This window comes from Thermococcus sp. 2319x1 (assembly GCF_001484685.1).
Lineage (GTDB): Archaea > Methanobacteriota_B > Thermococci > Thermococcales > Thermococcaceae > Thermococcus_A.
The window spans coordinates 1,372,498-1,395,481 of record NZ_CP012200.1; the positions used below are offsets into that span (position 1 = coordinate 1,372,498).

Annotated in this window: 25 protein-coding genes and 1 tRNA gene; 11 read left to right on the forward strand and 15 right to left on the reverse strand. The window is 45.3% G+C overall.

The features are described from left to right. The first annotated feature begins 11 nt into the window (after window positions 1-11). Window positions 12-152, forward strand: coding sequence for a DUF3368 domain-containing protein (locus ADU37_RS11655; protein WP_238981936.1), 141 nt, complete (start codon window positions 12-14; stop codon window positions 150-152). 281 nt (window positions 153-433) lie between these two features. Here the strand turns inward: ADU37_RS11655 and ADU37_RS07725 are convergent, their stop codons facing one another. The 8 genes from ADU37_RS07725 to shyB form a co-directional block, all read right to left on the reverse strand. Beyond that, a complete protein-coding gene (locus ADU37_RS07725; protein ID WP_058947050.1) occupies window positions 434-1,279 on the reverse strand; it encodes a TatD family hydrolase in 846 nt (281 codons plus the stop codon). Window positions 1,280-1,321: 42 nt separating this feature from the next. Beyond that, on the reverse strand, window positions 1,322-1,624 hold the full coding sequence (pbp11, locus tag ADU37_RS07730) for a tRNA-binding protein Pbp11 (RefSeq protein ID WP_058947051.1): 303 nt from the start codon (window positions 1,622-1,624) through the stop codon (window positions 1,322-1,324). Window positions 1,625-1,626: 2 nt separating this feature from the next. Next, entirely contained in the window at window positions 1,627-2,298 is a 672-nt protein-coding gene (locus tag ADU37_RS07735; protein WP_058947052.1) for a DUF257 family protein, read from the reverse strand. Then, window positions 2,289-2,960, reverse strand: coding sequence for a DUF257 family protein (locus ADU37_RS07740; protein ID WP_058947053.1), 672 nt, complete (start codon window positions 2,958-2,960; stop codon window positions 2,289-2,291). The genes ADU37_RS07735 and ADU37_RS07740 overlap by 10 nt, the downstream gene beginning before the upstream one ends. 69 nt (window positions 2,961-3,029) lie before the next feature. Beyond that, window positions 3,030-4,277, reverse strand: coding sequence for an NAD(P)-dependent hydrogenase/sulfhydrogenase 2 subunit alpha (gene shyA / locus ADU37_RS07745; RefSeq protein WP_058947658.1), 1,248 nt, complete (start codon window positions 4,275-4,277; stop codon window positions 3,030-3,032). Continuing rightward, window positions 4,274-5,014, reverse strand: coding sequence for an NAD(P)-dependent hydrogenase/sulfhydrogenase 2 subunit delta (gene shyD, locus ADU37_RS07750; protein WP_058947054.1), 741 nt, complete (start codon window positions 5,012-5,014; stop codon window positions 4,274-4,276). Before shyD ends, shyA begins: the two co-directional genes overlap by 4 nt. Beyond that, window positions 5,011-5,877, reverse strand: coding sequence for an NAD(P)-dependent hydrogenase/sulfhydrogenase 2 subunit gamma (gene shyC / locus ADU37_RS07755; protein WP_058947055.1), 867 nt, complete (start codon window positions 5,875-5,877; stop codon window positions 5,011-5,013). Before shyC ends, shyD begins: the two co-directional genes overlap by 4 nt. Beyond that, entirely contained in the window at window positions 5,874-6,878 is a 1,005-nt protein-coding gene (gene shyB / locus ADU37_RS07760; protein WP_058947056.1) for an NAD(P)-dependent hydrogenase/sulfhydrogenase 2 subunit beta, read from the reverse strand. Before shyB ends, shyC begins: the two co-directional genes overlap by 4 nt. A gap of 223 nt (window positions 6,879-7,101) precedes the next feature. On the opposite strand from shyB, the gene ADU37_RS07765 reads away from it, so the two are divergent. The 3 genes from ADU37_RS07765 to ADU37_RS07775 are packed head-to-tail and all read left to right on the forward strand — an operon-like array spanning window position 7,102 to window position 9,915. Continuing rightward, window positions 7,102-7,938, forward strand: coding sequence for a sulfide/dihydroorotate dehydrogenase-like FAD/NAD-binding protein (locus tag ADU37_RS07765; protein WP_058947057.1), 837 nt, complete (start codon window positions 7,102-7,104; stop codon window positions 7,936-7,938). Continuing rightward, window positions 7,939-9,342 (forward strand): NADPH-dependent glutamate synthase, encoded by a 1,404-nt coding sequence (gene gltA, locus ADU37_RS07770; RefSeq protein WP_058947058.1) that lies wholly within the window; start codon window positions 7,939-7,941, stop codon window positions 9,340-9,342. A gap of 30 nt (window positions 9,343-9,372) precedes the next feature. Beyond that, complete coding sequence (locus ADU37_RS07775) at window positions 9,373-9,915, forward strand: nitroreductase family protein (RefSeq protein WP_058947059.1); 543 nt, start codon at window positions 9,373-9,375, stop codon at window positions 9,913-9,915. 5 nt (window positions 9,916-9,920) lie between these two features. Here ADU37_RS07775 and ADU37_RS07780 read toward each other — a convergent pair whose 3' ends face one another. The 4 genes from ADU37_RS07780 to ADU37_RS07795 all read right to left on the reverse strand — a co-directional run bounded on the left by ADU37_RS07780 (window position 9,921) and on the right by ADU37_RS07795 (window position 14,644). Further along, window positions 9,921-10,826 (reverse strand): asparagine synthetase A, encoded by a 906-nt coding sequence (locus ADU37_RS07780; RefSeq protein WP_058947060.1) that lies wholly within the window; start codon window positions 10,824-10,826, stop codon window positions 9,921-9,923. 215 nt (window positions 10,827-11,041) lie between these two features. Beyond that, window positions 11,042-13,240 carry an elongation factor EF-2 gene (locus ADU37_RS07785; protein WP_058947061.1) on the reverse strand — a complete coding sequence of 733 codons (2,199 nt, stop codon included), beginning with the start codon at window positions 13,238-13,240 and terminating at the stop codon, window positions 11,042-11,044. A gap of 72 nt (window positions 13,241-13,312) precedes the next feature. Then, entirely contained in the window at window positions 13,313-14,113 is an 801-nt protein-coding gene (uppS, locus tag ADU37_RS07790; protein WP_058947062.1) for a polyprenyl diphosphate synthase, read from the reverse strand. A 6-nt stretch (window positions 14,114-14,119) separates the two neighbouring features. Beyond that, window positions 14,120-14,644 carry a gamma carbonic anhydrase family protein gene (locus ADU37_RS07795; RefSeq protein WP_058947063.1) on the reverse strand — a complete coding sequence of 175 codons (525 nt, stop codon included), beginning with the start codon at window positions 14,642-14,644 and terminating at the stop codon, window positions 14,120-14,122. A 74-nt stretch (window positions 14,645-14,718) separates the two neighbouring features. Here ADU37_RS07795 and hjc point away from each other — a divergent pair, with 74 nt between their 5' ends. The 6 genes from hjc (at window position 14,719) to cyaB (ending at window position 19,276) form a co-directional block, all read left to right on the forward strand. Then, window positions 14,719-15,123, forward strand: a complete 405-nt coding sequence (hjc, locus tag ADU37_RS07800) for a Holliday junction resolvase Hjc (protein ID WP_058947064.1) — start codon at window positions 14,719-14,721, stop codon at window positions 15,121-15,123. Beyond that, window positions 15,116-16,657 carry a CARDB domain-containing protein gene (locus ADU37_RS07805; protein WP_058947065.1) on the forward strand — a complete coding sequence of 514 codons (1,542 nt, stop codon included), beginning with the start codon at window positions 15,116-15,118 and terminating at the stop codon, window positions 16,655-16,657. The genes hjc and ADU37_RS07805 overlap by 8 nt, the downstream gene beginning before the upstream one ends. Before the next feature lie 76 nt (window positions 16,658-16,733). Next, window positions 16,734-17,771, forward strand: a complete 1,038-nt coding sequence (locus ADU37_RS07810; protein WP_058947066.1) for a lysyl aminopeptidase — start codon at window positions 16,734-16,736, stop codon at window positions 17,769-17,771. Between the two features lie 45 nt (window positions 17,772-17,816). After that, complete coding sequence (locus tag ADU37_RS07815) at window positions 17,817-18,170, forward strand: DUF86 domain-containing protein (protein ID WP_058947067.1); 354 nt, start codon at window positions 17,817-17,819, stop codon at window positions 18,168-18,170. A gap of 3 nt (window positions 18,171-18,173) precedes the next feature. After that, window positions 18,174-18,728 (forward strand): archaemetzincin family Zn-dependent metalloprotease, encoded by a 555-nt coding sequence (locus ADU37_RS07820; protein ID WP_058947068.1) that lies wholly within the window; start codon window positions 18,174-18,176, stop codon window positions 18,726-18,728. After that, the gene (cyaB, locus tag ADU37_RS07825) at window positions 18,725-19,276 is read left to right on the forward strand and encodes a class IV adenylate cyclase (protein WP_058947069.1); all 552 of its coding nucleotides are present in this window, start codon (window positions 18,725-18,727) and stop codon (window positions 19,274-19,276) included. The genes ADU37_RS07820 and cyaB overlap by 4 nt, the downstream gene beginning before the upstream one ends. Here cyaB and ADU37_RS07830 read toward each other — a convergent pair. After that, window positions 19,254-20,093 carry an ATP-binding cassette domain-containing protein gene (locus ADU37_RS07830; RefSeq protein ID WP_058947070.1) on the reverse strand — a complete coding sequence of 280 codons (840 nt, stop codon included), beginning with the start codon at window positions 20,091-20,093 and terminating at the stop codon, window positions 19,254-19,256. The two genes, cyaB and ADU37_RS07830, sit on opposite strands and share 23 nt — an antisense overlap. A 3-nt stretch (window positions 20,094-20,096) precedes the next feature. After that, a complete protein-coding gene (locus ADU37_RS07835) occupies window positions 20,097-21,581 on the reverse strand; it encodes a TrkH family potassium uptake protein (protein WP_058947071.1) in 1,485 nt (494 codons plus the stop codon). A gap of 102 nt (window positions 21,582-21,683) precedes the next feature. On the opposite strand from ADU37_RS07835, the gene map reads away from it, so the two are divergent. Next, a complete protein-coding gene (gene map, locus ADU37_RS07840; protein WP_058947072.1) occupies window positions 21,684-22,574 on the forward strand; it encodes a type II methionyl aminopeptidase in 891 nt (296 codons plus the stop codon). A gap of 57 nt (window positions 22,575-22,631) precedes the next feature. Here map and ADU37_RS07845 read toward each other — a convergent pair. Next, window positions 22,632-22,718, reverse strand: a tRNA-Ser gene (locus ADU37_RS07845). Window positions 22,719-22,984: the final 266 nt, after the last annotated feature.

The following is a 22,984-nucleotide window of genomic DNA, read 5'->3' on the forward strand; positions in this document are numbered from 1 at the left end:
CCGGACTTATTTTGATCGACGACTACGATGGCCAGGAAGTGGCGAGGGCTCTGGGGCTTAGAGTTGTGGGAACTCTCGGCATTCTCCTCAGAGCGAAGTTTCGTGGGGAAATAGAGAGCCTTAAGGACGAGCTCGAAAAGCTGAAGACGTGAAACCCTCGTCTCATCGGGTTCTAAGTTTGCCTCTTCAAGGCTTTATTACTCTATAAAGTTTAAAAAAGTTTCGGTTCTTTAAAGGTTGTCCTTCAATTACCGCATCCCCTTAAAGGGCAGGTTTTCAAAAGAAAATAGGTAAACGTTCCACTTGAAGATGTCATAGATATTTCTACTGAAGTACTTCTTGAGTATGGGATCTCACAAGCCCGATTATTATTTCTCCAGAGGAATTCAGAAGGGGAAATGATTCGTTAAAAGGTATAAGAGTTTAACTGCCCTTATTCCTCTATCTCCACTCCATAAACCTTTTTTGGATTCTCAACGTGGATTTTGTAGGCTGTTTCCTCACTCATCAAGCCCTGCTGGAGAAATGCTTTCGTCCTTTTGGGCACGGTTTTGGGGCCTAAAACAGCCCCGGGTCTTCTTTTATCGTCTATGTAATCGGTCTCCATCAAGAACCTGCTTCCCTGCATTAGGGCTTCCATAAGGGCTTTTTTGCTTGCCAGAATTGAAGGAAAAACGCCAACCTCTTCCGCCACCCTAACTAAGGGGGGAGAGTAATGCTTGACAACTCTGTAGGGCTTTATACCCACTTCTTTGACGATCGCCCCGAGCTCTCTGAACTTTCCCTCATCAAAGCCCTCCGTGTGAAGCTGAACAGCACAGTCCGCCTCTCTGGCCAGTTCCATCCCATATTTCATGAGCTCTATGCTCGCTTCCCATATTTCCTTGCTGACCCCGTAGTGCGGCCTTCCTATCTCGCCTATGGCTATGGCCTTTCCTTCAAGGCAGAGCTTTTGGGCATATTCCAAAGCCTCCATAACCTCATTCTTGGCGTATTCAACGCCCTTCTTCTCAGCCAAGTACGCGAATTCCGCGGGATGTACCCCAACAACGGCAAAGGCCTTAACTGGGGTCTCTTTATTTATCCTCTCCACAAGGCTTATGTGAAAGTCCATGGCCTTCATGAAGTCCTCGGCTCTAATTCCATTAAATCCGTAATCGTGGGCACTCTTGTAAACCACGTTGAGATGCGTCCCTCCAGCTTTATGGAATTCTTCAACCGCCTCTAAGAACAGCCCTTTAAAGGGGTCAACATGAAAGTGATTGTCAAATATTATCATTCCCATCACCAAGAAAGCATAAGTGAAGGAGTTTAAAAGCCCTTAGGATTGATAAACCTCAAGTATCTCCCCGGCTTTGGTGCTGGGTTTCCCTTCCAAAACAAGGGCCACTTTATCATACTCAAGCGCAAAATCAACCTTTTGCTTCTCCTTCTGTATCTCCCTTATGAGTGCTGCTCCCTTTCCCTTCACTTTGTAGCCCGGGTAAATAATTCCCTCAACAACCTCTCCAGCCAGAACTTCCCTGCCAGAGATTTCAAAGACCTTCTCTACTTTAAACTTGGCCGCGGGTCTTTTTGAAAATACCCCCACCTCTTTCTTTTTGAAAATGTCAAAGAGCCCCATTTTCACCACTGGAGTACTCTCTCAAGAGAAACCTCAAACCCTTTGCCCAAAAGCTCTATAAATGGAGTCTTTTCGAAGATAATCTTTCCCCTCCCATATTTTCCTTTGATATGTACCACAGTCGTCGCTATTTCCTCCAGCTCTGGAATTGGGTTGAACTTGAGATTTGAAACAATGTTTTTGTCTATTATATAAAACGCTTTTCTGCTCTTGTTCCCTAAAAAGCCTTGAATGGAGCTTATTACCGTGTAGAACTCAATAGGTTCCTGCAAAAAGGCAAAAAGCCTCTCAAGGCCAAGGACTATGTTCATGTACTTTCCTTTGGAGAAGACTTCGTTTGCCATGGACTCATATCTGCTCAAATATATCACCGGCTCTGTTTCTAGGGGAATTCTCCCCACAACCCTTCCAACGTCCATCTTCCCCCCAGTTTTGATTACAAGGATGTCTGAAAAATCTTCTTGAACGCCAAGAAACTCCAACTGCTTTTTTATCAGGAAGAGAGTGTCCAAGTTGTCGTCAATCATTATTTTCAATCCCTTCTCCCGGGCGTACCTTACAAAGACATACGTTGCAATAGCCGAGCCGTAAGATGTCTCATCCTCAATGAGGACTAAATCGCCAAATGGCGTTTTGTCTATTATTTCAAAAAGCATCTCCTTCGTCATTTCCATCCTATCACCCCAGCTGGGATTTCGATTTCCTTTCCAAGCAGGTCCGGGCTTGTGGATTTTTTGAAGGTAAAAATACTGCTCGTAGGTGTTGGGACGGCTTCAATTAGTGTAGTGGCCATTCTTTCAAGTTCCGGGAGAGGGTTAAACTGAATTGAAGATGCAATATCCTTATTGACCAAATAGAAGGCCTTCCGCTTCTCATTTCCAAGGAAAGACTGAATCGCGAGGATAAAGGTATAGAATTCTGATACCGATGAAACAAACGAAAAGAGCCTTTCAAGGCCGAGGACAATGTTTATGGATTTTTCAACCTTTGAAAAGACTGCTACACCTGCTTCTTCATAGTTTCTTATGTATATAACCGGCTCGCTGACAAACTTTACCCTTGTGACAACGTTTCCAACGTTCCTTTTTCCACCGGTTTTAACAACAAGGGCATCTCTAAAGTCCTCCCCAATGCCAAGGGATTCAAGATGCTTCTGGATAACGTGGAGAGAATCGAAGTTATCATCAATTATAACCGGCAATCCTCGTGATTTCCCATAATACAGAAGACCAAGCGTCATAAACTCAGGTATGAACGATCGGTAGTATTCAACGAGAACGATCTCGCCAAACTTTATTTTATCGACGAGCTTAAAAACCTCCTCCAAGGATTCCAAGTTCTCACCTCCACAATTAATTAATGCCCTTTACAGATATAACTTTTTTGCATTTAAAAATAAAAAGAATCAGAGCCTAACAACGTGCACAGAACAGGAGATGCATGGGTCGAACGCCCTAACGGTTTCCTCCATCTTCTGAAGGAAAGTCATTTCGTCCGAGCTTCCATACCTCTTTTTGGCCTCTTCATAAAGGCTGAGCTCCATAATGGCGTGGTTGAAAGCTGTAGGGGTTATAATGTTGGAATAAGCTATGTTGCCTTTTTCATCAATCTTGTAGTGGTGCACCAAAACTCCTCTCGGTGCTTCAACGTAACCTATTCCTTCCCCTTCTTTGGGTTCAATCGGCACGTTTTCTCCCTCAAAGCCCTTATCAAGGAGAGTTCTGGCTATCTCCCCCGTCCTCTCGAGGGCATATACAAGCTCTATGGCTTGGGCTAAGTTATTTAAACTGACGTATCCTTGAGCGAATTTCTCCTTATATTCTTCGTATAGATGCTTCGCCATTGGGGTAAGCATTTCGTACTTCAGCATTAGCCTTGAGAGGGCCCCAACCATGAACACCTCTCCCTTGTATCTGCTCTGCTTTGCAAAGCTGTAGGGCAGAGTTTTTTCTTCAATGTGCTGGAAATAGTCAAAGTGCTCTCCATCATCAGCAATCAGCTTATCCCCATAGAGATAGCCGTTAACTGTAACGTAATGCTCTGCCTTTGCCCCCAAATATTCTTGGCCTGAAAATATGCCCACTGCTCTCCTTGCAAGCTTTAATAATGCCTCGCTTTGCCTTTCCATTCTTTCAAGCTCTTCTACTGTTGGATATCTCCCAAATCCGCCGGGCTTAACGTTGATGCCATGTATTTCCCTCCCCCCGATAACCTCCCTTAGATAGTTGCCGAACGCCTTGATTGTAAGGCCTTCTTTTACTATCTCGCCGTGTTTGCCCGCCATTCTTATTGCGTCAGCATACCCGAAAAGGTCCGGAGCAACTAAGAGGTAGAGGTGCAGAGCATGGCTTTCCAAAACTTCTCCTAGAAGGCCGAGTTCTCTTAGGAGCATTATCTCCTCTGGGACCTCAACCCCAAAGGCTCTCTCAATGGCAAGAACGGAGGCAACGCTGTGAGACAGGTAGCAGATGGCACATATCCTTGCCTCCAAGTCTGGCACGTCCCAGTAGTGCCTTCCAAGGGTTAGGAGCTCGAAGAACCTTGGCCCTTCGAATATTTTCACCTTAACGTCCTTCACTTCTCCGTTCTCGATGATTATCTCCGCCCCTCCGTTTCCTTCAACTCTTGTAAATGCCTCAATTTCAATGCTCACCATCTCAGCTCACCCCTTGCAAAAGTCTTGAACTTTCTCCGAATGTATTCCTCATCGTAGCCAAGCTCTTTGAGAATCTCGAACTCACTTGCGGGATTGGCTTCCTTCGGCAGAGGCCCTCTGCATCCAATACACCCAAGTTGAGATTTTATACAGACTGCATTGCACCCGCCGAGCGTTATTGGACCCAAACAAGGAATCCCCCTCTTAACGAGAACGCACTCGTATTCGTTGAGCTTGCACTCCACACAGACCGGATAGTCCTTTGTAGGTGGCTCAACACCTTTTGCCAAACTCATGAGCACCTGATAAATTTCGTCCTTATCATAAGGACAGCCCGGCAAGGCGTAATCAACGGCCACATGCTGCACAATCGGAGTTGAATCCAAGGCCTTCATTGGGTTTGCTTTCGTTCCATAAACCTTCTCAAGCTTTTCTCTAATTTTTCCTTCAACGCTCGCCTGCACATCCCCATGGGTGGCACATGTTCCAAGGGCTATGAGATATCTTGAGTGGTTTCTTGCGTAGTGAAGTAGATTAAGGTCCCGCTGAGTTGAAACCGTTCCCGTCACTATTGCAACATCAAAGCTATCGTGCTCTTTGAGACTCGAGGCCATATGGAACTCCTTTATCTCATAGAATTCAAGCAGATCAAAGAGCTTTTCGTAGAGGAAGAGAATGTTGAGGGCGCATCCCCCACAATCGGTCAGCTCAAAAACACCAAGCTTGAGCATCATATCAGCCCCCTTGTGGATAGAGCATCCCAATAAGTGAATACAGGACCGTCTTTGCAGACGTATTTAATAGAAGTGCTCGTTCCCACGATGCAGTGGCCACATTTCCCAACCCCACAGCGCATTCTTCTTTCGAGGGTCATGTAAATCCTTCCCGGAGAGAGCTTTCTATCTAAGAGTTCCTTGATGACGTATTTGTACATCACCGGCGGACCGCAGATTAGTGCATAGGTGTTTTCAACGTCAAAGGTTTCTCCTCTAAAGAGATCAGTAACGACACCTTTGCATACCCTCGGTGAATAGCCCTTCTCCAAGTAAATGCACGATGGAGTCTCCACCTCGTAGGCAAGCTTCACATGACAGTTCATGTCCTCCCCGTGCTTCAGTAGATGGATTATCTCATCCCTGAAGAGAATGTCCTCGTAGGCTTTGGTTCCATAGAAAAGATAGATTTCCTCATATTTCCCCGTATCCAAGGCATACCACAGCACTGACCTCAAAGGTGCCATTCCCAAACCGCCAGCCACAAGAACCAAAGTCGATCCTTCCATCTTTTCCATTGGAAAGCCATTGCCATAAGGACCTCTAATCCCAACTACGTCACCCTCTTTGAGCTTATGCATGTATTTTGTCATTCTCCCAACCCTTCTAACACAAAGCTGAAAGTAGCCTTCTCTAGTAGGAGTTGAGCACAGGCTTATCGGAAATTCCCCAAAACCCCTTATATCAACTATAACAAACTGTCCGGGCTTGTATTTGAAGCTTCTGTTGAGCTCTGGATCGACAAATCGAAGTGTGAAAAGCTTTTCCCTTGAGGTGAGCTCCTTCACTTCCAAAATCCTCGCCTCGTATGTCTGAAACGTCATTGTAATCCCTCCCTCACCTCATCGAGAACCTTGACGTGCTCTATCTTAGCCGGACAGAACTCGTCACACCTTCCGCATCCAATACAGTTAAAGCCCGCTGAAGGATCAAAGTAGCTCTTGCAGTAATAGCGGTGCCTGAAGCGATCTAAACGGGTTGGTCTAAAGTTATGTCCTCCAGCAACCAGACCGTGGCTTTCCATGAAGCAGGAATCGTATCTCCTAACCCTTACTGCCTCATAGGCGTTCATCCACAGGTCACACACTTCATAGCATCTACACGTCGGACAAACCATGTTGCAGTTGCCACAGCCCAGGCATATTTTTTCATATTTCTTCCATACCGGGCTGTTGTAGGCTAAATCGAGCATGTCTTCAAGACCCTCCTTGTTGAGATGCTTTTTGAATGAGTTTGCCCTCTTCTCCTCAAACTCCCTGAAGTTCTTCATATCCTCTTCAGTCAGCTCCTCGAAGAGCTCCTCATTTTCCCATGCAATCTCGTGTCCTTTAACACTACCAACCCTCACTAACCAGCCATCGGGGAGCTCGTGCAAAAATAGATCAAAGCCGTGCATGGCGAAATCCGTGCCAAGGCTTTTGCAGAAGCAGTATTCATCTGGCATACAGCTCATGCCGATTATTATCGAATTCTCCCTTCTTTTCTTGTAGTAGGGATCTACTGGCTCGGCAAGGTAAACCTTGTCAAGTATTTCCAATCCGTGAATATCGCATGAATGAACCCCAAAGAGGACTATTGGCTCGACCCCATTGCTCTCTTCCCATCTACCCCCTTTAAGTCTAAGCATTTCATCCTTAGGCCTCACAAAGAACTTCTTCGGGGGAAGCATTGTTCTGGTGTAATCAAAGGCTATCTCGGAAGGTTTCTCGACATGCTGGAAGGAATAGATGTTCCCCTTTTTCACCGGGGCATACACTTTGCCCCACTTCTTCAAAGAGTTGAAGAACTCCTCAAAATTTTCCTGGGGTAGCTTTACATATCGCAAGACAATCACCCGAATTCATTATTCAATTTTATATTTGTAAAGAACCGATTTAAGGATTTTTTAAACAGAAGGTGGCCAACCAAATGTTACAAACATATACTTTATAGTACACTAACGATGATTGATGATATTTTATAACTGAGAGTATAATAATGAGCATCAATGTCCTTCTCTGGAAAAGGTTTATATCAGTAAACCTCCAAACTAATAGTGGTGATGTCTCGTGTTCAGAATAGTTCACAAGGAAATATTAGCCCCACATATTAATCTTTTTGAAATAGAAGCACCCAGAATAGCTAAACATGCGAAACCGGGGCAATTTGTCATCATAAGGCTCCACGAAAGGGGAGAAAGAATCCCCCTAACTATAGCGGATACAAATCCCGAAAGGGGTACAATAACGATAGTTGCCCAAGAGGTCGGGAAAACTACCTATGAGTTAGGGACGTATGAGGCAGGGCAGTACCTTCTGGACGTTCTGGGGCCCTTGGGACAGCCAAGTCATATAGACAACTTTGGGACAGTGGTTATGATAGGTGGTGGAGTAGGAGTGGCCGAGATGTATCCCGTAGCTAAGGCGATGAAAGAAGCGGGAAACTACGTGATATCCATATTAGGTTTTAGGACCAAGGAACTCGTTTTTTGGGAGGATAAGCTAAGATCCGTAAGTGATGAGGTGATAGTAACAACCAACGATGGGAGCTATGGGATGAAAGGATTTACAACCCACGCACTGCAAAAGCTGATTGATGAGGGAAGAAAAATAGACCTCGTGCATGCTGTAGGACCGACTATTATGATGAAATTCGTCGCAGAGCTGACGAGACCTTATGGAATCAAAACTGTGGTTAGTCTAAACCCAATAATGGTCGATGCAACAGGCATGTGCGGTGTATGCAGGGTCACGGTAGGGGGAGAGGTAAAATTTGCATGCGTAGATGGGCCGGAGTTCGATGGGCATGAAGTTGATTTTGATGAGCTTATGAGAAGGCTGGATTATTATAAAGATTTGGAGAAGCTTTCATTTGAAAAATGGAAGCGCGAGAGGGGGATGGTTTAAATGTCAAGGAAGATTATAAAGGAACGAGTTCCAACTCCAGAAAGGCCTCCCGAAGAGAGAAACAAGGACTTCAATGAGGTAAACCTGGGTTACACCTTAGAGCTCGCAAAGAAAGAAGCTGAAAGGTGCCTTCAATGCAAGCCCGCTCCATGCGTACAGGGATGTCCCGTTTATATTGACATACCCGCTTTTATTGCAAAGATAATTGAAGAAGACATAAAAGGTGCCCTTGAGGTCATATGGAGGAACAACTCACTCCCTGCAATTACGGGAAGGGTCTGCCCGCAGGAGGATCAGTGTGAAGGAGTATGCACAATGGGTAAAATCGGCGATCCCATAAACATAGGCAAGCTTGAAAGGTTTGTCGCGGATTACGCGAGGAAGCATGGAATAGATGAGGAGCTTCTCCAAGAGCAGATAAAGGGGATACAGCCGAATGGAAAGAAGGTTGCCGTTATTGGGGCCGGACCGGCTGGGCTTACATGTGCCGCCGAGCTGGCAAAAATGGGATACGAGGTGACGATATTTGAGGCCCTGCACGAGCCGGGAGGAGTCACAATCTACGGAATTCCCGAGTTCAGGCTCCCCAAAGAGATAGTCAGGAGGGAGCTTGAGAATTTGAGGAAGCTTGGCGTGAAGATTGAGACCGACACGCTTGTGGGCAAAACAATTACCTTTGAAGAGCTGAAACAAGAGTACGATGCCATTTTCATAGGAACAGGTGCTGGAACGCCGAAATTTGTGAAGTGGGAAGGGATAAACCTAAACGGAATCTACTCGGCAAATGAGTTTCTCACAAGGGTTAACCTCATGAAAGCATATCAGTTCCCCGAGTACGATACGCCGATTAAAGTAGGCAAGAGAGTGGCCGTTATTGGGGGAGGAAACACCGCAATGGACGCAGCCCGTTCTGCGTTGAGACTTGGCGCCGAGGTGTGGGTTCTCTACAGAAGAACAAAAAAGGAGATGACAGCAAGGATAGAGGAGATACACCATGCAGAGGAAGAAGGAGTTAAGTTCATGTTTCTTGTATCTCCAAAAAGATTTATCGGAGACGAACACGGAAACCTTAAGGCAATAGAGCTTGAGAAGATGGAGCTTGGAGAACCCGACGAAACCGGAAGGAGGAAGCCTGTCCCAACGGGCGAAACCTTCATCATGGAATTTGACAACGCCATAATAGCGATAGGGCAGACTCCAAATAAAACTTTTATACAAAGCGTACCAGACCTTCTCGTGGACAGGTGGGGAAGGATAGTAGTTGACGATAGGCTAATGACAAGCATTCCAGGTGTTTTTGCTGGTGGGGATGCCATAAGGGGAGAAGCGACGGTGATTCTGGCAATGGGTGACGGAAGAAAAGCCGCAAAGAGTATACACGAATACTTAAGCGGAAACGCCTAAACCTCCCTACCCTCTATTTTTGGTGATAGTATGGAGTTCTTTGAGGTTGTCAAAAAGAGGAGAAGCATTAGAAAATATCAGAAGAAAAAGATTCCAGAGGAATATGTGGAGAAGATTCTTGAGGCGGCATTTTATTCCCCAAGCTCAAGGAACAGAAGACCATGGCACTTCGTAGTTGTTGACGAGGAAGGGCTTATCAAAAAGCTAGCTCAAACAAGACCGGCGTTGGAGTTTTTGGAAACAGCACCTTTAGCAATAGTTGTATGCGGAGATGAGGAAATAAGCTCCGCTTGGGTGTTTGATGCATCTATAGCGGCAGAGCACATACAGCTGGCTGCCACGGCATTAGGATTAGGGACATGTTGGGGTCATGTGCTTGAGAGGATGCACAACAAAGAGAAGAGCGCTGAAGATTACGTGAGAGAACTCCTAGGAATTCCAGAACATATAAGAGTTTTGTGCATCATCGGTATAGGTTACCCAGCAGAAGAAAAGCCGTCCCACAGTGAAAAAGAAGTAATGTGGGGGAGAGTTCACCGGAACAGGTTTGGAAACTCATGGAAAATGAAGTAAAAAAGCTAAATAACAGCAGGAATCCCGGGAACTCTTGGGAAAGGCTGTACTTCAGCTATGTGCTTTGCGCCAACTATATACCTAACAAGCCTCTCCACTCCAATGCCGGCTCCAGCAGAGGGCTTAAGTTTTCCAGCTTTTGCAACCTCAAGGTAAGGCCTAAAGGCCTCCAAGCTTAACCCGCTTTCCTTAAGCTTTCTAACTATCACATCGTACTGCCACTCCCTTTCTCCACCGCTTGAAACTTCTCCGTAACCTTCGGGCAGTATTAAATCATAGTTTCTAAAGTGCCCCGGCCTCTCTGGATCTTCCCTGTCGTAGAATTCCCTTGAGATGTCCGTTATCCAGAAAGGCTCGCTCATTGCCTTACTTGCCTTCTCATCGTCCCCAAACTCTTCCTCAACTTCCTCCATTGTGAAGCGCTTAAACGGCGACTTAACCCTGGGCAGCTCCCTTCCTTCAAGCTCTTCCCACTTTCTTGTCTCCTTAAAAAGCCCGGCAATAAGCTCCTCAATTAACCCAATAACATCGTCCATGGTGGCGTAGGCTATCTCAAAGTCGAGCTGGGTAAATTCATACGCATGCCTTCCATCGTCTCTATCCCTCTCTTCAAGCCTGATGTTTGGTGAAAGAACAAATATCTTTTCCAGTCCCATCGCTATGGCAAACTGCTTATGCAGAATCATGCTGTGCATAAGCTTGAGCCTTGTGCCGTAAGCTTCAATTTCTGGGGCCCTCATTTTACTCGCCGCCGGATCTGGCCACAGGGGATCGGTTATCGAGCTAAGCATAACCGGCAAGAGCCACTTAAAGCCCCTCTTCACAAAGAAGTCTGTCATGTAGTCTATAACTTTCGTCTGCACTCTCATCGCCTTTTCAATATCCCTGCTTACAAGTTGAACAGCGTTCATGAGCATCACCAGTATGAGGAATTCCCGAAGTCCTATATGTACTTTGTGCAAAAAACTTTGAAAAATTGGTAAATTTGCAAAGAAATAGGGCTATTATCTTAGATTTTATCCAACAGGTTTATAAAAAACATTGACACAATTCTCACAAACCGCAACTATGGACCTTCAATCTCAATAAGAAGTCACAAGAAGAGAAGATAAGAAAGGAAAAGACTTCACTGCTGTGGACAGACGTCCTTCTCTGTTGGTGGATTGGGATCAAGGCCTTTTCTCTGTCTTATCTGTCTTATGATGTTTATTGCGAGTTCATTTGGAACCCTCTTGAAGCCAGCGTGCTCTGTGCTCCACAACGCTCTACCGCTCGTTGCACCCCTAATTGCCCCTGCAAATCCGAACATCTCCGCCACTGGAGCCTCTGCAATGATAATCATCACCTCACCTTCTTGCCTCATGTCAACAAGCTGTCCTCTTCTCTGGTTGAGCTCTCTGCTGACAGCACCCATGTATTCGTATGGAACGTTAATAATGACCTTCTGGTATGGCTCGTAAAGAACTGGGTTTGCCTTCATCATTGCACAGTGGATAGCGGTTCTAATTGCCGGGTAAATCTGAGCTGGACCTCTGTGAACGTTATCCTCGTGAATCTTTGCATCCATGAGTCTAACTATTACCTTCATTACAGGCTCTCTGGCAAGTGGTCCCTCGTCCATTGCCTGGTGGAAACCATCTACAAGGAGATCCATAACTTCGTTGAGGTACTGGATACCCTTGGTGTTGTCAAGGAACATGTTGCCATTGTAAACATCAACTATACCCTTGGCCATCTCATAGTCCATCCCAAGCTCTGCGAGCTTCTTTGCAACAGCCTTTGGATCTTTTGGTCTTCCTTCCGGTATTTCACCCTCTTTAATTGCCTGGTAAATCTCATCCGGCATTGGTTCAACAACAATGTAGAACCTGTTGTGCTTGTTTGGTGACTTTCCTTCGACTATTGGGCTTTGCTTTGTAATGCTTTCTCTGTAAACGACGATTGGCTCTGAAACATCAACATCAACGCCCCATTTATCCTTAAGGTGCACGAGCTTGACCTCAAGGTGGAGCTCACCCATACCGCTAAGCAAGTGTTGTCCCGTCTCCTCGTCAATCTTGACGTGGAGTGTTGGATCTTCCTTGGCGAGCTGTCTGAGAGCTTCGATAAGCCTTGGTAAGTCTTTGACGTTCTTGGCCTCAACGGCCACTGTAACGACGGGCTCGCTTATGTAGTGAAGTGCCTCAAACGGTTCGATTTGCTCCTCGCTAACTGTTTCACCGGCCATTGCATCTTTCAAACCTGTTACGGCAACTATGTTACCTGCCGGGATGGCTTCCATGTTGATTCTCTCTGGTCCCATATAGATACCAACCTGCTGGATTCTTGCCTTTCTCTTAGCGGTGATGAGGTAAACCTCTTGACCCGTCTTTACGGTACCGCTCCATACTCTACCGGTTGCAACCTCACCGGCGTGCTTGTCAATAATGATCTTTGTAACAACCATGGCCATCTTTCCATTTGGATCACAGTTAAGCATCGCCTGACCAATCTCGCTCTCGATGTCCCCTCTCCAAAGGTGCGGAATTCTGTACTTTTGAGCCTGCAATGGATTTGGAAGGTGCCTAACTACCATGTCCAGAACAACCACGTGAAGTGGAGCCTTCTTTCTAAGGGTCTTCAAATCACCGGCGTTTGTTAAGTCAATGATGTCCTTGAACGAGACACCGGTCTTCCTCATGTAGGGAACGCTGAGTGCCCAGTTGTAGTAAGCTGAACCGAAGGCAACGCTACCGTCCTCAACTTTAACAAGCCACTTGTCCTTGAACTCCGGAGGAGCGTACCTCCTAATCAAACGGTTTACGTCGGTAATTACCTTGACAAACCTCTCTTGCATCTGTTGCGGGGTAAGCTTGAGCTCTTTAATGAGTCTGTCAACCTTGTTGATGAAGAGAACCGGCTTGACGTACTCTCTCAAAGCCTGTCTAAGTACCGTCTCCGTCTGGGGCATTACACCTTCAACGGCATCCACAACGATTATTGCTCCATCTATGGCCCTCATTGCTCTTGTAACGTCACCACCGAAGTCAACGTGACCTGGAGTGTCAATGAGGTTGATAAGGTACTTCTGCCCCTCATACTCGTGAATCATTGAAACGTTGGCGGCGTTAATTGTAATACCTCTTGCCTGTTCTTGCTCATCGAAGTCAAGCACGAGCTGCTTTCCTGCAAGTTCTTCGCTGATCATTCCCGCTCCGGCCAACAGGTTGTCACTAAGTGTCGTCTTACCGTGGTCAATGTGAGCGGCAATACCCATATTTCTAATTCTCTCCGGTTGAGTCATCAACTGCTTGATTTCCTTAATCATCTCTTCCCTTTTTCCCATATCGCACCACCTAAAACATTGATCGTCAGTTCATCATTCACTTCAAAAGTTCAGTTATAAATCTTTCCATAACTATTTCCCGAACCTCCTGTGACGTTTTTGATATTCTCTTATTATCCTCAAAAAGTCAATCTTCCTGAATTCGGGGAAATACACATCAACGAAGAAAAGCTCGCTATAGGCAATCTGATAAAGAAGGAAATTGCTTATCCTTATCTCTCCACCCGTTCTTATAACTATATCCGGGTCAGACATGTTGGGCACATAAAGATACCTCTTCAAGAGCTCCTCGTTTATTTCGTTTTTGCTCAGCTTTCCAGCTTGAACGTCTTCAACAATCCTCTTCACGGCATCGACAATCTCGCTTCTCCCCCCGTAGGCAACGGCAATGTTTAGGGTATAGTTGTTGTATTTCCTCGTCGCTTTCTCAGCCTCTTCTGCCGCTTCTCTCACGTTCTTTGGCAACAGCTCCTTCCTGCCAAGGACGTTAACCCTTATGCCGTATTTATGAACTCTCTCATCGTAAATAAGCTCCTTAAACTTCTTTTCAAAGAGATCCATGAGCATCTTTACCTCTTCCTTGCTTCTCTTAAAGTTCTCAGTTGAGAAAGCGTAAACAGTCAGCGTCCTTATCCCCAGTTCCCTGCACCATTCAAGAATTTCTTCCAGCTTTCTGGAACCAAAAAGGTGACCGTACCAAGGGGGCTTGTCCAAAAGTCTTGCCCACCTTCTATTGCCATCCATTATGAGGGCCACATGCTTTGGTATTTTCTCAGGCTGAGACTTAACTTTTTCAAGGAGGTAAGACTCATACAAGTCATAAGCGGGTTTAAATAAAATATGGGGAATTTTGGAAACAATCCTGTAGAGCATATCCCTTCACTCAATCTTCTTTCTCTTCGCCATGTGCATTTCGGCAAGCTCAATATAAATTTCGGCGTTTTTCTTTGTCATCTCTATTTCCTCTTCACTGAGCTGCCTCACAACTTTGCCCGGGACGCCTACAACAAGGCTGTAATCTGGAATCTCCTTGCCCGGAGGTATTAAGGCCCCAGCCCCTATGATGACATGGTTTCCGATTTTTGCCCCATCCAACACCACGGCCCCCATTCCTACAATAACGTAGTTTCCAATCTTCGCTCCGTGGACAACTGCGTTGTGCCCTATTGTAACGTACTCCCCAATTATCGTGGGCATCCCGTGGGAGGTGTGGATGCTGACGTTATCCTGAATGTTGGAGCCCCTTCCAACGTATATCTGCTCTATGTCCCCCCTCAGAACCGCTGAAGGCCAAACGCTCGTCTTCTCCTCTAAAACGACGTCTCCAATTATGTAAGCGTTCTCATCCACAAAAGCCGTTTCGTGAATTTTAGGTTTCCTCCCATTTAGCTCGTAAATCACCATGATTACCACCAGTAATGGCTGGATAAAACAACTTATAAACTTTAACACCCTAAAAGACATGTGGTGAAACGCCAATGAGATACCGAAAAGGTGCCAGTGCCGAGAGAGAGCTTATAAAAATGCTCGAAAAAGAGGGATTTGCCGTTGTTAGGTCAGCAGGAAGCAAAAAAGTTGATATAGTTGCAGGGAATGGTAGGCTTTACCTCTGCATTGAGGTTAAAACCACGAGGAGCGATAAACTCTATTTAAGCGAGGAAGAGGTTGAGAATATAAAAAGCTTTGCCAACAGATTTGGAGGAAAAGGAATCCTTGCCGTCAAATTCACAAACAACGGATGGTATTTTTTTGATGCTGAAAAGCTAAAAAAGAGCGGAAAAAATTATAGAATAACCCTTCAAACGGCAAAGCATAAAGCCAAAACCTTTGACGAAATAGTTGGTAAGCAAAAATCTTTAATCGAGGTGATTGGAAGTGAATAAAAGAGCCATTGTTTTGATAACACTCCTATTTTTGCTCCCTATCCCAAAGACAAGTGCCCAGCCTTCTCTGTTGCTTGAAGTCACTCAAAAAAGCTTCGAAGCAAAACCCGGAGAAACTATCTCAGTCCCGGTTACGCTGAGCAATATTGGTAACGAAACGGCAGAGAATATAACCCTTTACATCTCTGGGCCACTCATTGAAGGTCTCCTTTACTACCAAGATGTCATAAAAAAGCTTGAACCCGGAGAAAAAGTGGAGAGAACTCTACCCATATATGTTGAAAACCCCAAAGCCGGAGTTTACGACCTCAAAGTGGTGGCAAGAGTAGGAGCGGTGCTTATTGAAGTTCCAGTATCCCTGAGAGTTCTCACAAGAGTGAGCTATTCAATTGATATAGACGTTAAGGACAGGTATCTCTTTGGGGAAGACGTTGCCATAAAACTGAAGGTTTCCTCTTCCTCCAACGGGATAATCTTTGGAGATGTTTCTTATGAGATCTACAGGGAAAACGCCTCAATTGCAGAAAAGGCAATTCACAACATCTTCCTTTACCCCGAATATCCAGAAAACAAGTGGGAGTATGTGATATTTCTTCCCAAGCCAGACGTGGGAAAATACACAGTTGTTATGAGAACCAGCTTTGGGGGAATCTCAAAAACAATTACAAAAAGCTTTGAAGTCTATCAAAGAAAGCTGAAGTATGAGACAAAATTCGAAAAGGGCATAATATACGTGAGAATTTTAGACGAAAAAGGAGAGGGAGTGGAAGGACTACCGGTAATAATAGAGGGCACCAAGCTGAAGACGAATTCTTATGGAATAGCTTTCGTTGAGGCAAAGGAACCCGGAACTTACCACATCACATTGAATCTCGATGGTAAGATTGTTGAGACGTTCGTTGAGGTTAAAAAGCTCTTCATGGCCTATGAACAGAAAAACGAGACGCTTTTAGTCTACGTTAAAGACTCGGCAGGAAAAGGAATAGGGAACGTGACCATAGAAGCTATAGGGCCAATTGGAAAAACTTACGCCGTAACCGATGAGAACGGAACAGCGGCGATAAACCTAAACGAGACCGGCTTTGGAAGCATCTCTCTAAAAGCCGAAAGCGATAGGTATCTTGGCGCTGAGGCAATAATAACCGTCAGGGAACCAAAAAGGCCAGAAGCCGAGACTCCAACCCAAACGACTCCCACCCCAATAAACCAGACAACACCGGTCTCTCCAGTGAAGCCGAAGGACTATGGAAACCTGCCCATAATTTTGGTTCTCTCCGCAATAATCTTCGGGAGCACCTCCTATTTAGCTCTTTTCAAGCCCCTTAAATTCGAAGAACAGCTCGATAAATACTACTTCGTAAAGGTGAGGGCCCCGAGACTGAGAGAACTTAGCAACTTCAGGTATGAAAAAGCAATAAACGCCATCGATGCAAGGGCAACAAAAGGAAAGGTAGCAATAGAGGACGGTAAAGTAATATGGGAGATAGACAAACTTGAACCCGGAGAAGAGGCCTTTTTGCAGGTTATTCTCTGAATCTTCCCTTTTCTTCGGAAAAATTTTTAAGGTCCAAAGCTTCATTAAGATAAGCATCTAAACGGAGGGTGATAAAATGGTTAACTGGGAACTTATGCAGAAGGTTATTGAAGCCCCGGGAGTTTCTGGATACGAGTTCATGGGGATTAGAGACGTTGTAATCGAAGCTCTTGAGGATTACGTCGATGAGGTTAAAGTCGACAAGCTCGGAAACGTCATAGCCCACAAGAAGGGAGACGGACCGAAAGTTATGATAGCCGCCCACATGGACAAAATAGGTCTTATGGTGAACCACATAGACGAAAAAGGTTATCTACATGTTGTTCCAGTTGGCGGGGTTGATCCAAGAACTCTTGTGGCACAAAGGGTTAGAATCTTCGGGGAAAAGGGAGAAATATATGGTGTCATTGGACACATTCCGCCTCATCTGACCAAGCCCGAGGAGAGAACCAAAGCGGCTGATTGGGACACGATAGTTGTTGACATTGGAGCAGACTCCAAGGAAGAAGCGGAGAAAATGGGCGTAAAGGTAGGAACCATAATGGAGTTTGCCCCCGCTTTTACAAGGCTTAACGAAAACCGCTTTGCGACTCCATATTTAGACGATAGAATCTGCCTATACGCAATGATTGAAACAGCAAGAGCATTGGAGGGGCATCAAGCAGACGTATACTTCGTGGCAAGCGTCCAAGAAGAGGTTGGACTGAGAGGTGCCAAGGTGACGAGCTATGCAATTGACCCAGAGATTGGAATAGCAATGGACGTTACCTTTGCCAAGCAACCGGGAGATAAGGGCAAAATAGTCCCAGAGCTCGGAAAGGGCCCCGTAATGGACGTTGGGCCAAACATAAATCCAAAGATAAGGGCATTTGCGGATGAAGTTGCCAAGAAATACGAGATACCCCTCCAGGTAGAGCCAAGCCCAAGACCAACTGGAACCGATGCAAACATCATGCAGATAAACCGTGAAGGAGTAGCAACAGCAGTCCTCTCGATTCCAATAAAATACATGCACTCACAGGTAGAGCTTGCCGATGCGAGGGACGTTGATAATACCATAAAACTTGCAAAACATCTGCTGGAAGAGCTCAGACCGATGGACTTGACTCCATGAAAAACCTTATCTTTTCTTATTCCTTAACTATTCTTGGTGTTACGTGTGAAGAAAGAAGAGATTGGATATAAAGCAGAGCTCATAGAAAAGAGCATTCGGCTCATAAGAGCCTCACTCCCAAAAACTCAGGAAAGATTCTCAAAAATGGGTATAACTAAAGACGGGATATATAAGCAACTTGAATTTGCAATTCAAAATCTTCTCGATGCCCTCAGTGAAATTTCCTCCGGCTTAAAGCTTGGAGCAGTAAGTTATCGGGGAACAATTGAGAACCTGCATGAGGAGAGGATTATTGATGATGAGCTTAAGGAAAAGCTTGATAGCGTTCAAGAACATGGAAGAGTACCTCCAGTTCCTCGAAGAGGGCTTGAAATTCTCAACTTCCTTTCTGGGGGGTGAGGGGTGAAGATAGGAATCCTCCCGTTGGTAGTGAAAGAGGTTGAAGAAAGCATTTTGGAGGCCGTGAAAAACTATGTCGAAGGATTCTACTCAAAATTCGGATTTAGAGTAGACCTCCTGCCCCCAACAACCACAAACGACCTCTTCTTCTCCTACAACCCAATCAGGGGACAATTCCTCGGAAGATTCTTCCTTACAAAGGTTGCCGAACATAGAAGGGATTTTTCAGCGGTTTTAGGGATAACCGATGGGGATCTCTATGAGGAAGGTATGAACTTCATCTTTGGACTTGCCAACCCATACTTGAGAGCCGCTATAATATCACTGGCAAGGCTGAGACCGGAATTTTACAACGAAAAAGATGGAGAAGTTTTAAAAGAAAGGGCCATAAAGGAGGCAATGCACGAACTCGGCCATGTGTTTGGGCTTGGCCATTGCGAAAACCCCGGATGCGTAATGCACTTTTCAAATTCAATAATCGACACTGATCATAAAGGAAAAGACTACTGCGAAAAATGCTTGAATAAGCTAAAAAGAAACCTGGAGGGAATAGGATGATCGAGATTGAGCTCAAAGGACATGCAGATGATAGAGTATTCGAAAGGGTTAGGGAAACCTTTACCTTTATGAGGAAAGAAATACACGAGGACATCTACTTCAACCACCCATGCAGGGATTTTGCAGAGACGGATGAGGCACTTAGGATAAGAATAAAACGCTTTAATGGTCATTTCGAGGCATTTCTCACGTACAAAGGGCCCAAGATTGATACGCTTTCAAAAACAAGGAAGGAAATAGAGGTAAGCATTGAGGATGTTGATGCGTATCTTGAACTTTTAAGGCTTCTCGGCTTTAGGGAGGTTCTCACGGTAAGAAAAACCAGGGAAAAATATTACGTGGAGAAAGGCGTTACCATCACGTTAGACGATGTTGAAGGTCTCGGAAAGTTCGTCGAGATAGAAAAACTTGTAAAAGACGAAAAAGAGGTGCAGAGGGAAGTTCCACAGCTCATGGAAATCCTGAAGGCCCTCGGGATTGAAAAGTTTGAGAGAAAGTCCTATCTCGAGCTGCTGATGGAAAAGCTCAGCTCTTCAACAGGGCTTTGAGGGCCTTTATGAGTTCTTTATCATTTAGGGCGGCTTTTTTGAGAAGCCCCTTCCTTTTCAATTCAGCCCCAATTTTTACGCTAATAGGAATTCTGATGCCGAGCTCCCTTAGATAATCCGCTTCCTCAAAAATCTCTCTCGGCTTTCCCTCCATCACCAGCTCTCCCCTATCCAAAACTATTATCCTGTCGGCAAAATCAAAGAGGTACTCCGTGTTGTGTTCGACCAGAACTATTGTAATACCCTGCTCCTTGTTCAAAAGGGTTATCAAGCTTAAAACCTGCTCCCTGCCCAAAGGATCAAGCTGAGAGGTAGGCTCATCAAGCACCAGAACCTCTGGCTTAAGGGCTAAAACACTTGCTATCGCAAGCCTCTGTTTCTGCCCACCACTTAGGTTTGGGGGGAATTCTTTTTCAAGCCCTTCAAGGCCGGTAATTTTCAACGCCCAGTAAACCCTCCTCCTTATTTCCTCCACATCCAAGCCAAGGTTTTCAAGGGCAAATGCCACTTCCTCTTCGACGGTCATGTTAAAGAGCTGGGAGTCAGGGTTTTGGAGAACCAATCCAACAATCTTCGAAAGTTCCGCTACGCTGGCTTCTCTCGTGTTGTATCCTTTTACAAAGACGTTGCCATTAAAATCTCCTTTTATAGAATGGGGAATTATCCCGTTAAAGGTTAAGCACAAAGTAGACTTGCCGCTTCCACTCGCTCCTAAAATTCCCAAAAACTCCCCTTTCTTAACTTTAAAGTTGATGTCCTTGAGAGAGTATTCCTTTGCTCCAGTGTATTTAAAACTCAGATCCTCCACTCTTATCATGCTTCACTCCCTCTCCACGATTCTGGGCACAATTAAGAGAACGCCAAATATGAACACGAGGGTTGAGAATATCTCAAGCCTTCCAATCCACATGTGAAGGATAAGGAGAACCTTAACATCCAGCGGCAGTCCCGGAGATGTTATCCCCACACTTAACCCAACGTTTCCCTGAGCTGAGGCAACTTCAAAAAAGGCATCTGCCAAGCTGGCGCCAACCCTAAGCATGACCCATACGGTTCCAATTAGCAAGAAAGCAATGTAGGTCATCGTAAACCCTAAAACCTCCTGCAGGTCTTCCTCCGTAAAGATGTAATCACCAATTTTCCTTTTTATGACCGCCCCCTTAGGAAGTATAGCCTGCTGGATAGTCCACTTCAAGGTCTGGAACGTTAGGGTGAGGCGGATGAGCTTTATACCTCCCGCCGTACTTCCAGCCCCACCGCCAATTACCATCAGGAAACCAATTAAGAGCTTTGCCAGCTCTGGATATTTGGATAAATCCGATATAGAGAAGCCAGTACATGTTACGGCAGAGACCGCATGAAACACTGCTTCCCTGAAAGATTCTCCAATTGTCAGCCCATCGTAAACCATAAGCCCATATCCAATGAGCGCTATAACCGGGGTTAAAAAGAAGAACATGTACTTAACCTGAATATCCCTGAAGAAGGGCACGAGGGATTTCTCCTTAAACATTTTATAGTGAACGGTAAAGTTTGTTGCACCCATTATCATAAGAAAAATCGTGACTGCCTCTATGCTGAGGCTGTTGAAAAACCCTATGCTTGAATCGTGGGAGCTCATACCACCAGTTCCAAGCCCGGTCATTGAGTGTATCACAGCATCGAAGAGCCCCATACCGTTTATGTAATACAGATAAACGCCCACAACCGTCAAGATTGTATATATCTGGAAGATTATTTTTGAAGTGTTTGCCAAGTTTGGGAGAATTCTCTCGCTTCTCGCCTCCGCTCTGTAAAGCCTCGCCGCAGCAACTCCTGGGCGAATTAAAATGGTAAGGGCAACTAAGACTATGCCTATTCCACCAAGCCACTGCATCCAAGCTCTCCAGAAGAGGATTATGCGAGGATAGCTTTCCAGATTGCGCATCATGGTTAATCCTGTTCCAGTCCAAGCAGACATGCTTTCAAAATAGGAGTCAACAAAGCTCATGCCCGCTATCCTCATGAAGGGAACTACACTTACAAAAGAGGCAAAAAGCCATACGAAAGCGGCAGAAATCATGGCCTGCCTCAGGTTTACATCTTCTATGTGTTCCGAATGCCTGGCAAGCCATGCGCCAAAGAGAATACACGCCAAGCCGGGAATGACAAAATAATAGACGTACTGCATCTCTTCCCTGTAAATCCACGTAATTAAGACTGGGATTAGATAGGCAACACCTATACCTTGAAGAAGCGCTCCTATGAGGTTTCTTATGACAAAGATGTCATCGGTGATGTTGATGTACTTCCGAAGCTCTAGCATTGGGTCACCACATTGTTTAAGGAGAATAGGGCGTTAAAAAATTTTCGAGAAATCGGACAACTTTTTTAAAAACAAAATAGAGAGTGAACCTAGGTGGTAGAAGTGGAAGACAAAATAGGGAATCTCCTCAAAGCAGGTGAAATTGCAAGGAAGGTTAAAGAAGAGGTTTTAAAGCTAATAAAACCTGGAACATCACTTTATGAGATAGCCGAGTTTGTTGAAAACAGAATAATGGAGCTTGGGGGAAAACCGGCCTTTCCGTGCAACCTCTCACTAAACGAAATTGCCGCTCACTACACCCCCTATATCGGGGATGAGACGGTTCTCCAGAGGGGGGATTATCTAAAAGTTGATCTGGGCGTTCACGTTGATGGCTACATAGCGGATACGGCCTTTACCGTGAGGGTGGGAATGGAAGATGACGAGCTAATTGAGGCTTCAAGGGAAGCGCTCAAAAATGCGATAAGCGTTATCAGAGCTGGGGTAAAAATAAACGAAATCGGGAAGGTTATAGAAGAGACCATAAGAGAAAAAGGCTTCAATCCAATAGTCAATCTCAGCGGGCATGTAATAGAGAGATACAAGCTTCACACGGGCATTTCAATTCCAAACATTTACAGACCACACGATAACTACGAGCTCAAAGAGGGTGACGTTATAGCGATAGAGCCCTTTGCAACAACCGGGGCCGGGCAGGTGATAGAGGTACCGCCTACGTTAATATACATGTACATCAGAGACCGACCCGTCAGGCTACCACAGGCAAGAAACCTCCTAAGCTACGTCAAAAAGAACTTCTCCACCTTACCCTTCGCATACCGCTGGGTTCAGAGGCTCATGCCGGATGCACAGCTAAGGCTTGCATTGATGCAACTTGAAAAAGCCGGAGCATTGTACGGTTATCCAATCTTAAAGGAAATACGGGGAGGACTTGTTTCTCAGGCGGAACATACCGTAATAGTTGAAAAGGACGGGGCACTTGTGACCACGTAGTTCTGTTATGCTTTTGTATCCAGTTTTTTAGGATGGGAAAGAAGCTTTGCTCGGCTATGGCGCCGGGGCGGGGATTTGAACCCCGGCGGGACAAAGCCCAGTGGATCTCGAGTCCACCGCCTTCCCTGGCTAGGCTACCCCGGCGCTCGATTTTTAGTAAAAGAGACCAGCTTATAAACCTTGCTGGTTTCGAATAGTAAAAATGTAAAAGACAAAAACCTCACTCCTTTTCGTTACAAAATACCAGTCCACGTAGCAAAAGCAGTGGCAAGTCCTCTAAGCCTATTTTTCCCTCAATGAGCTTCTTCCTCACGAGCTCTCTAAGGTTCATCATTGTATCGCCACCGGTGGCGAAAAAGAGGCGATTTATAAGTTTTTGTGGCTTAAATGTATATAAAAGAACATCAGAA

What these genes read in the sequence shown, in the direction of transcription:
- ADU37_RS07725 (WP_058947050.1), bottom strand. Translation starts at nt 1,279, where the DNA reads ATGATAATATTTGACAATCACTTTCATGTTGACCCCTTTAAAGGGCTG.
- pbp11 (WP_058947051.1), bottom strand. Translation starts at nt 1,624, where the DNA reads ATGGGGCTCTTTGACATTTTCAAAAAGAAAGAGGTGGGGGTATTTTCA.
- ADU37_RS07735 (WP_058947052.1), bottom strand. Translation starts at nt 2,298, where the DNA reads ATGGAAATGACGAAGGAGATGCTTTTTGAAATAATAGACAAAACGCCA.
- shyD (WP_058947054.1), bottom strand. Translation starts at nt 5,014, where the DNA reads ATGATGCTCAAGCTTGGTGTTTTTGAGCTGACCGATTGTGGGGGATGC.
- shyC (WP_058947055.1), bottom strand. Translation starts at nt 5,877, where the DNA reads ATGACGTTTCAGACATACGAGGCGAGGATTTTGGAAGTGAAGGAGCTC.
- gltA (WP_058947058.1), top strand. Translation starts at nt 7,939, where the DNA reads ATGTCAAGGAAGATTATAAAGGAACGAGTTCCAACTCCAGAAAGGCCT.
- ADU37_RS07775 (WP_058947059.1), top strand. Translation starts at nt 9,373, where the DNA reads ATGGAGTTCTTTGAGGTTGTCAAAAAGAGGAGAAGCATTAGAAAATAT.
- ADU37_RS07780 (WP_058947060.1), bottom strand. Translation starts at nt 10,826, where the DNA reads ATGAACGCTGTTCAACTTGTAAGCAGGGATATTGAAAAGGCGATGAGA.
- ADU37_RS07785 (WP_058947061.1), bottom strand. Translation starts at nt 13,240, where the DNA reads ATGGGAAAAAGGGAAGAGATGATTAAGGAAATCAAGCAGTTGATGACT.
- uppS (WP_058947062.1), bottom strand. Translation starts at nt 14,113, where the DNA reads ATGCTCTACAGGATTGTTTCCAAAATTCCCCATATTTTATTTAAACCC.
- ADU37_RS07795 (WP_058947063.1), bottom strand. Translation starts at nt 14,644, where the DNA reads ATGGTGATTTACGAGCTAAATGGGAGGAAACCTAAAATTCACGAAACG.
- hjc (WP_058947064.1), top strand. Translation starts at nt 14,719, where the DNA reads ATGAGATACCGAAAAGGTGCCAGTGCCGAGAGAGAGCTTATAAAAATG.
- ADU37_RS07810 (WP_058947066.1), top strand. Translation starts at nt 16,734, where the DNA reads ATGGTTAACTGGGAACTTATGCAGAAGGTTATTGAAGCCCCGGGAGTT.
- cyaB (WP_058947069.1), top strand. Translation starts at nt 18,725, where the DNA reads ATGATCGAGATTGAGCTCAAAGGACATGCAGATGATAGAGTATTCGAA.
- ADU37_RS07830 (WP_058947070.1), bottom strand. Translation starts at nt 20,093, where the DNA reads ATGATAAGAGTGGAGGATCTGAGTTTTAAATACACTGGAGCAAAGGAA.
- ADU37_RS07835 (WP_058947071.1), bottom strand. Translation starts at nt 21,581, where the DNA reads ATGCTAGAGCTTCGGAAGTACATCAACATCACCGATGACATCTTTGTC.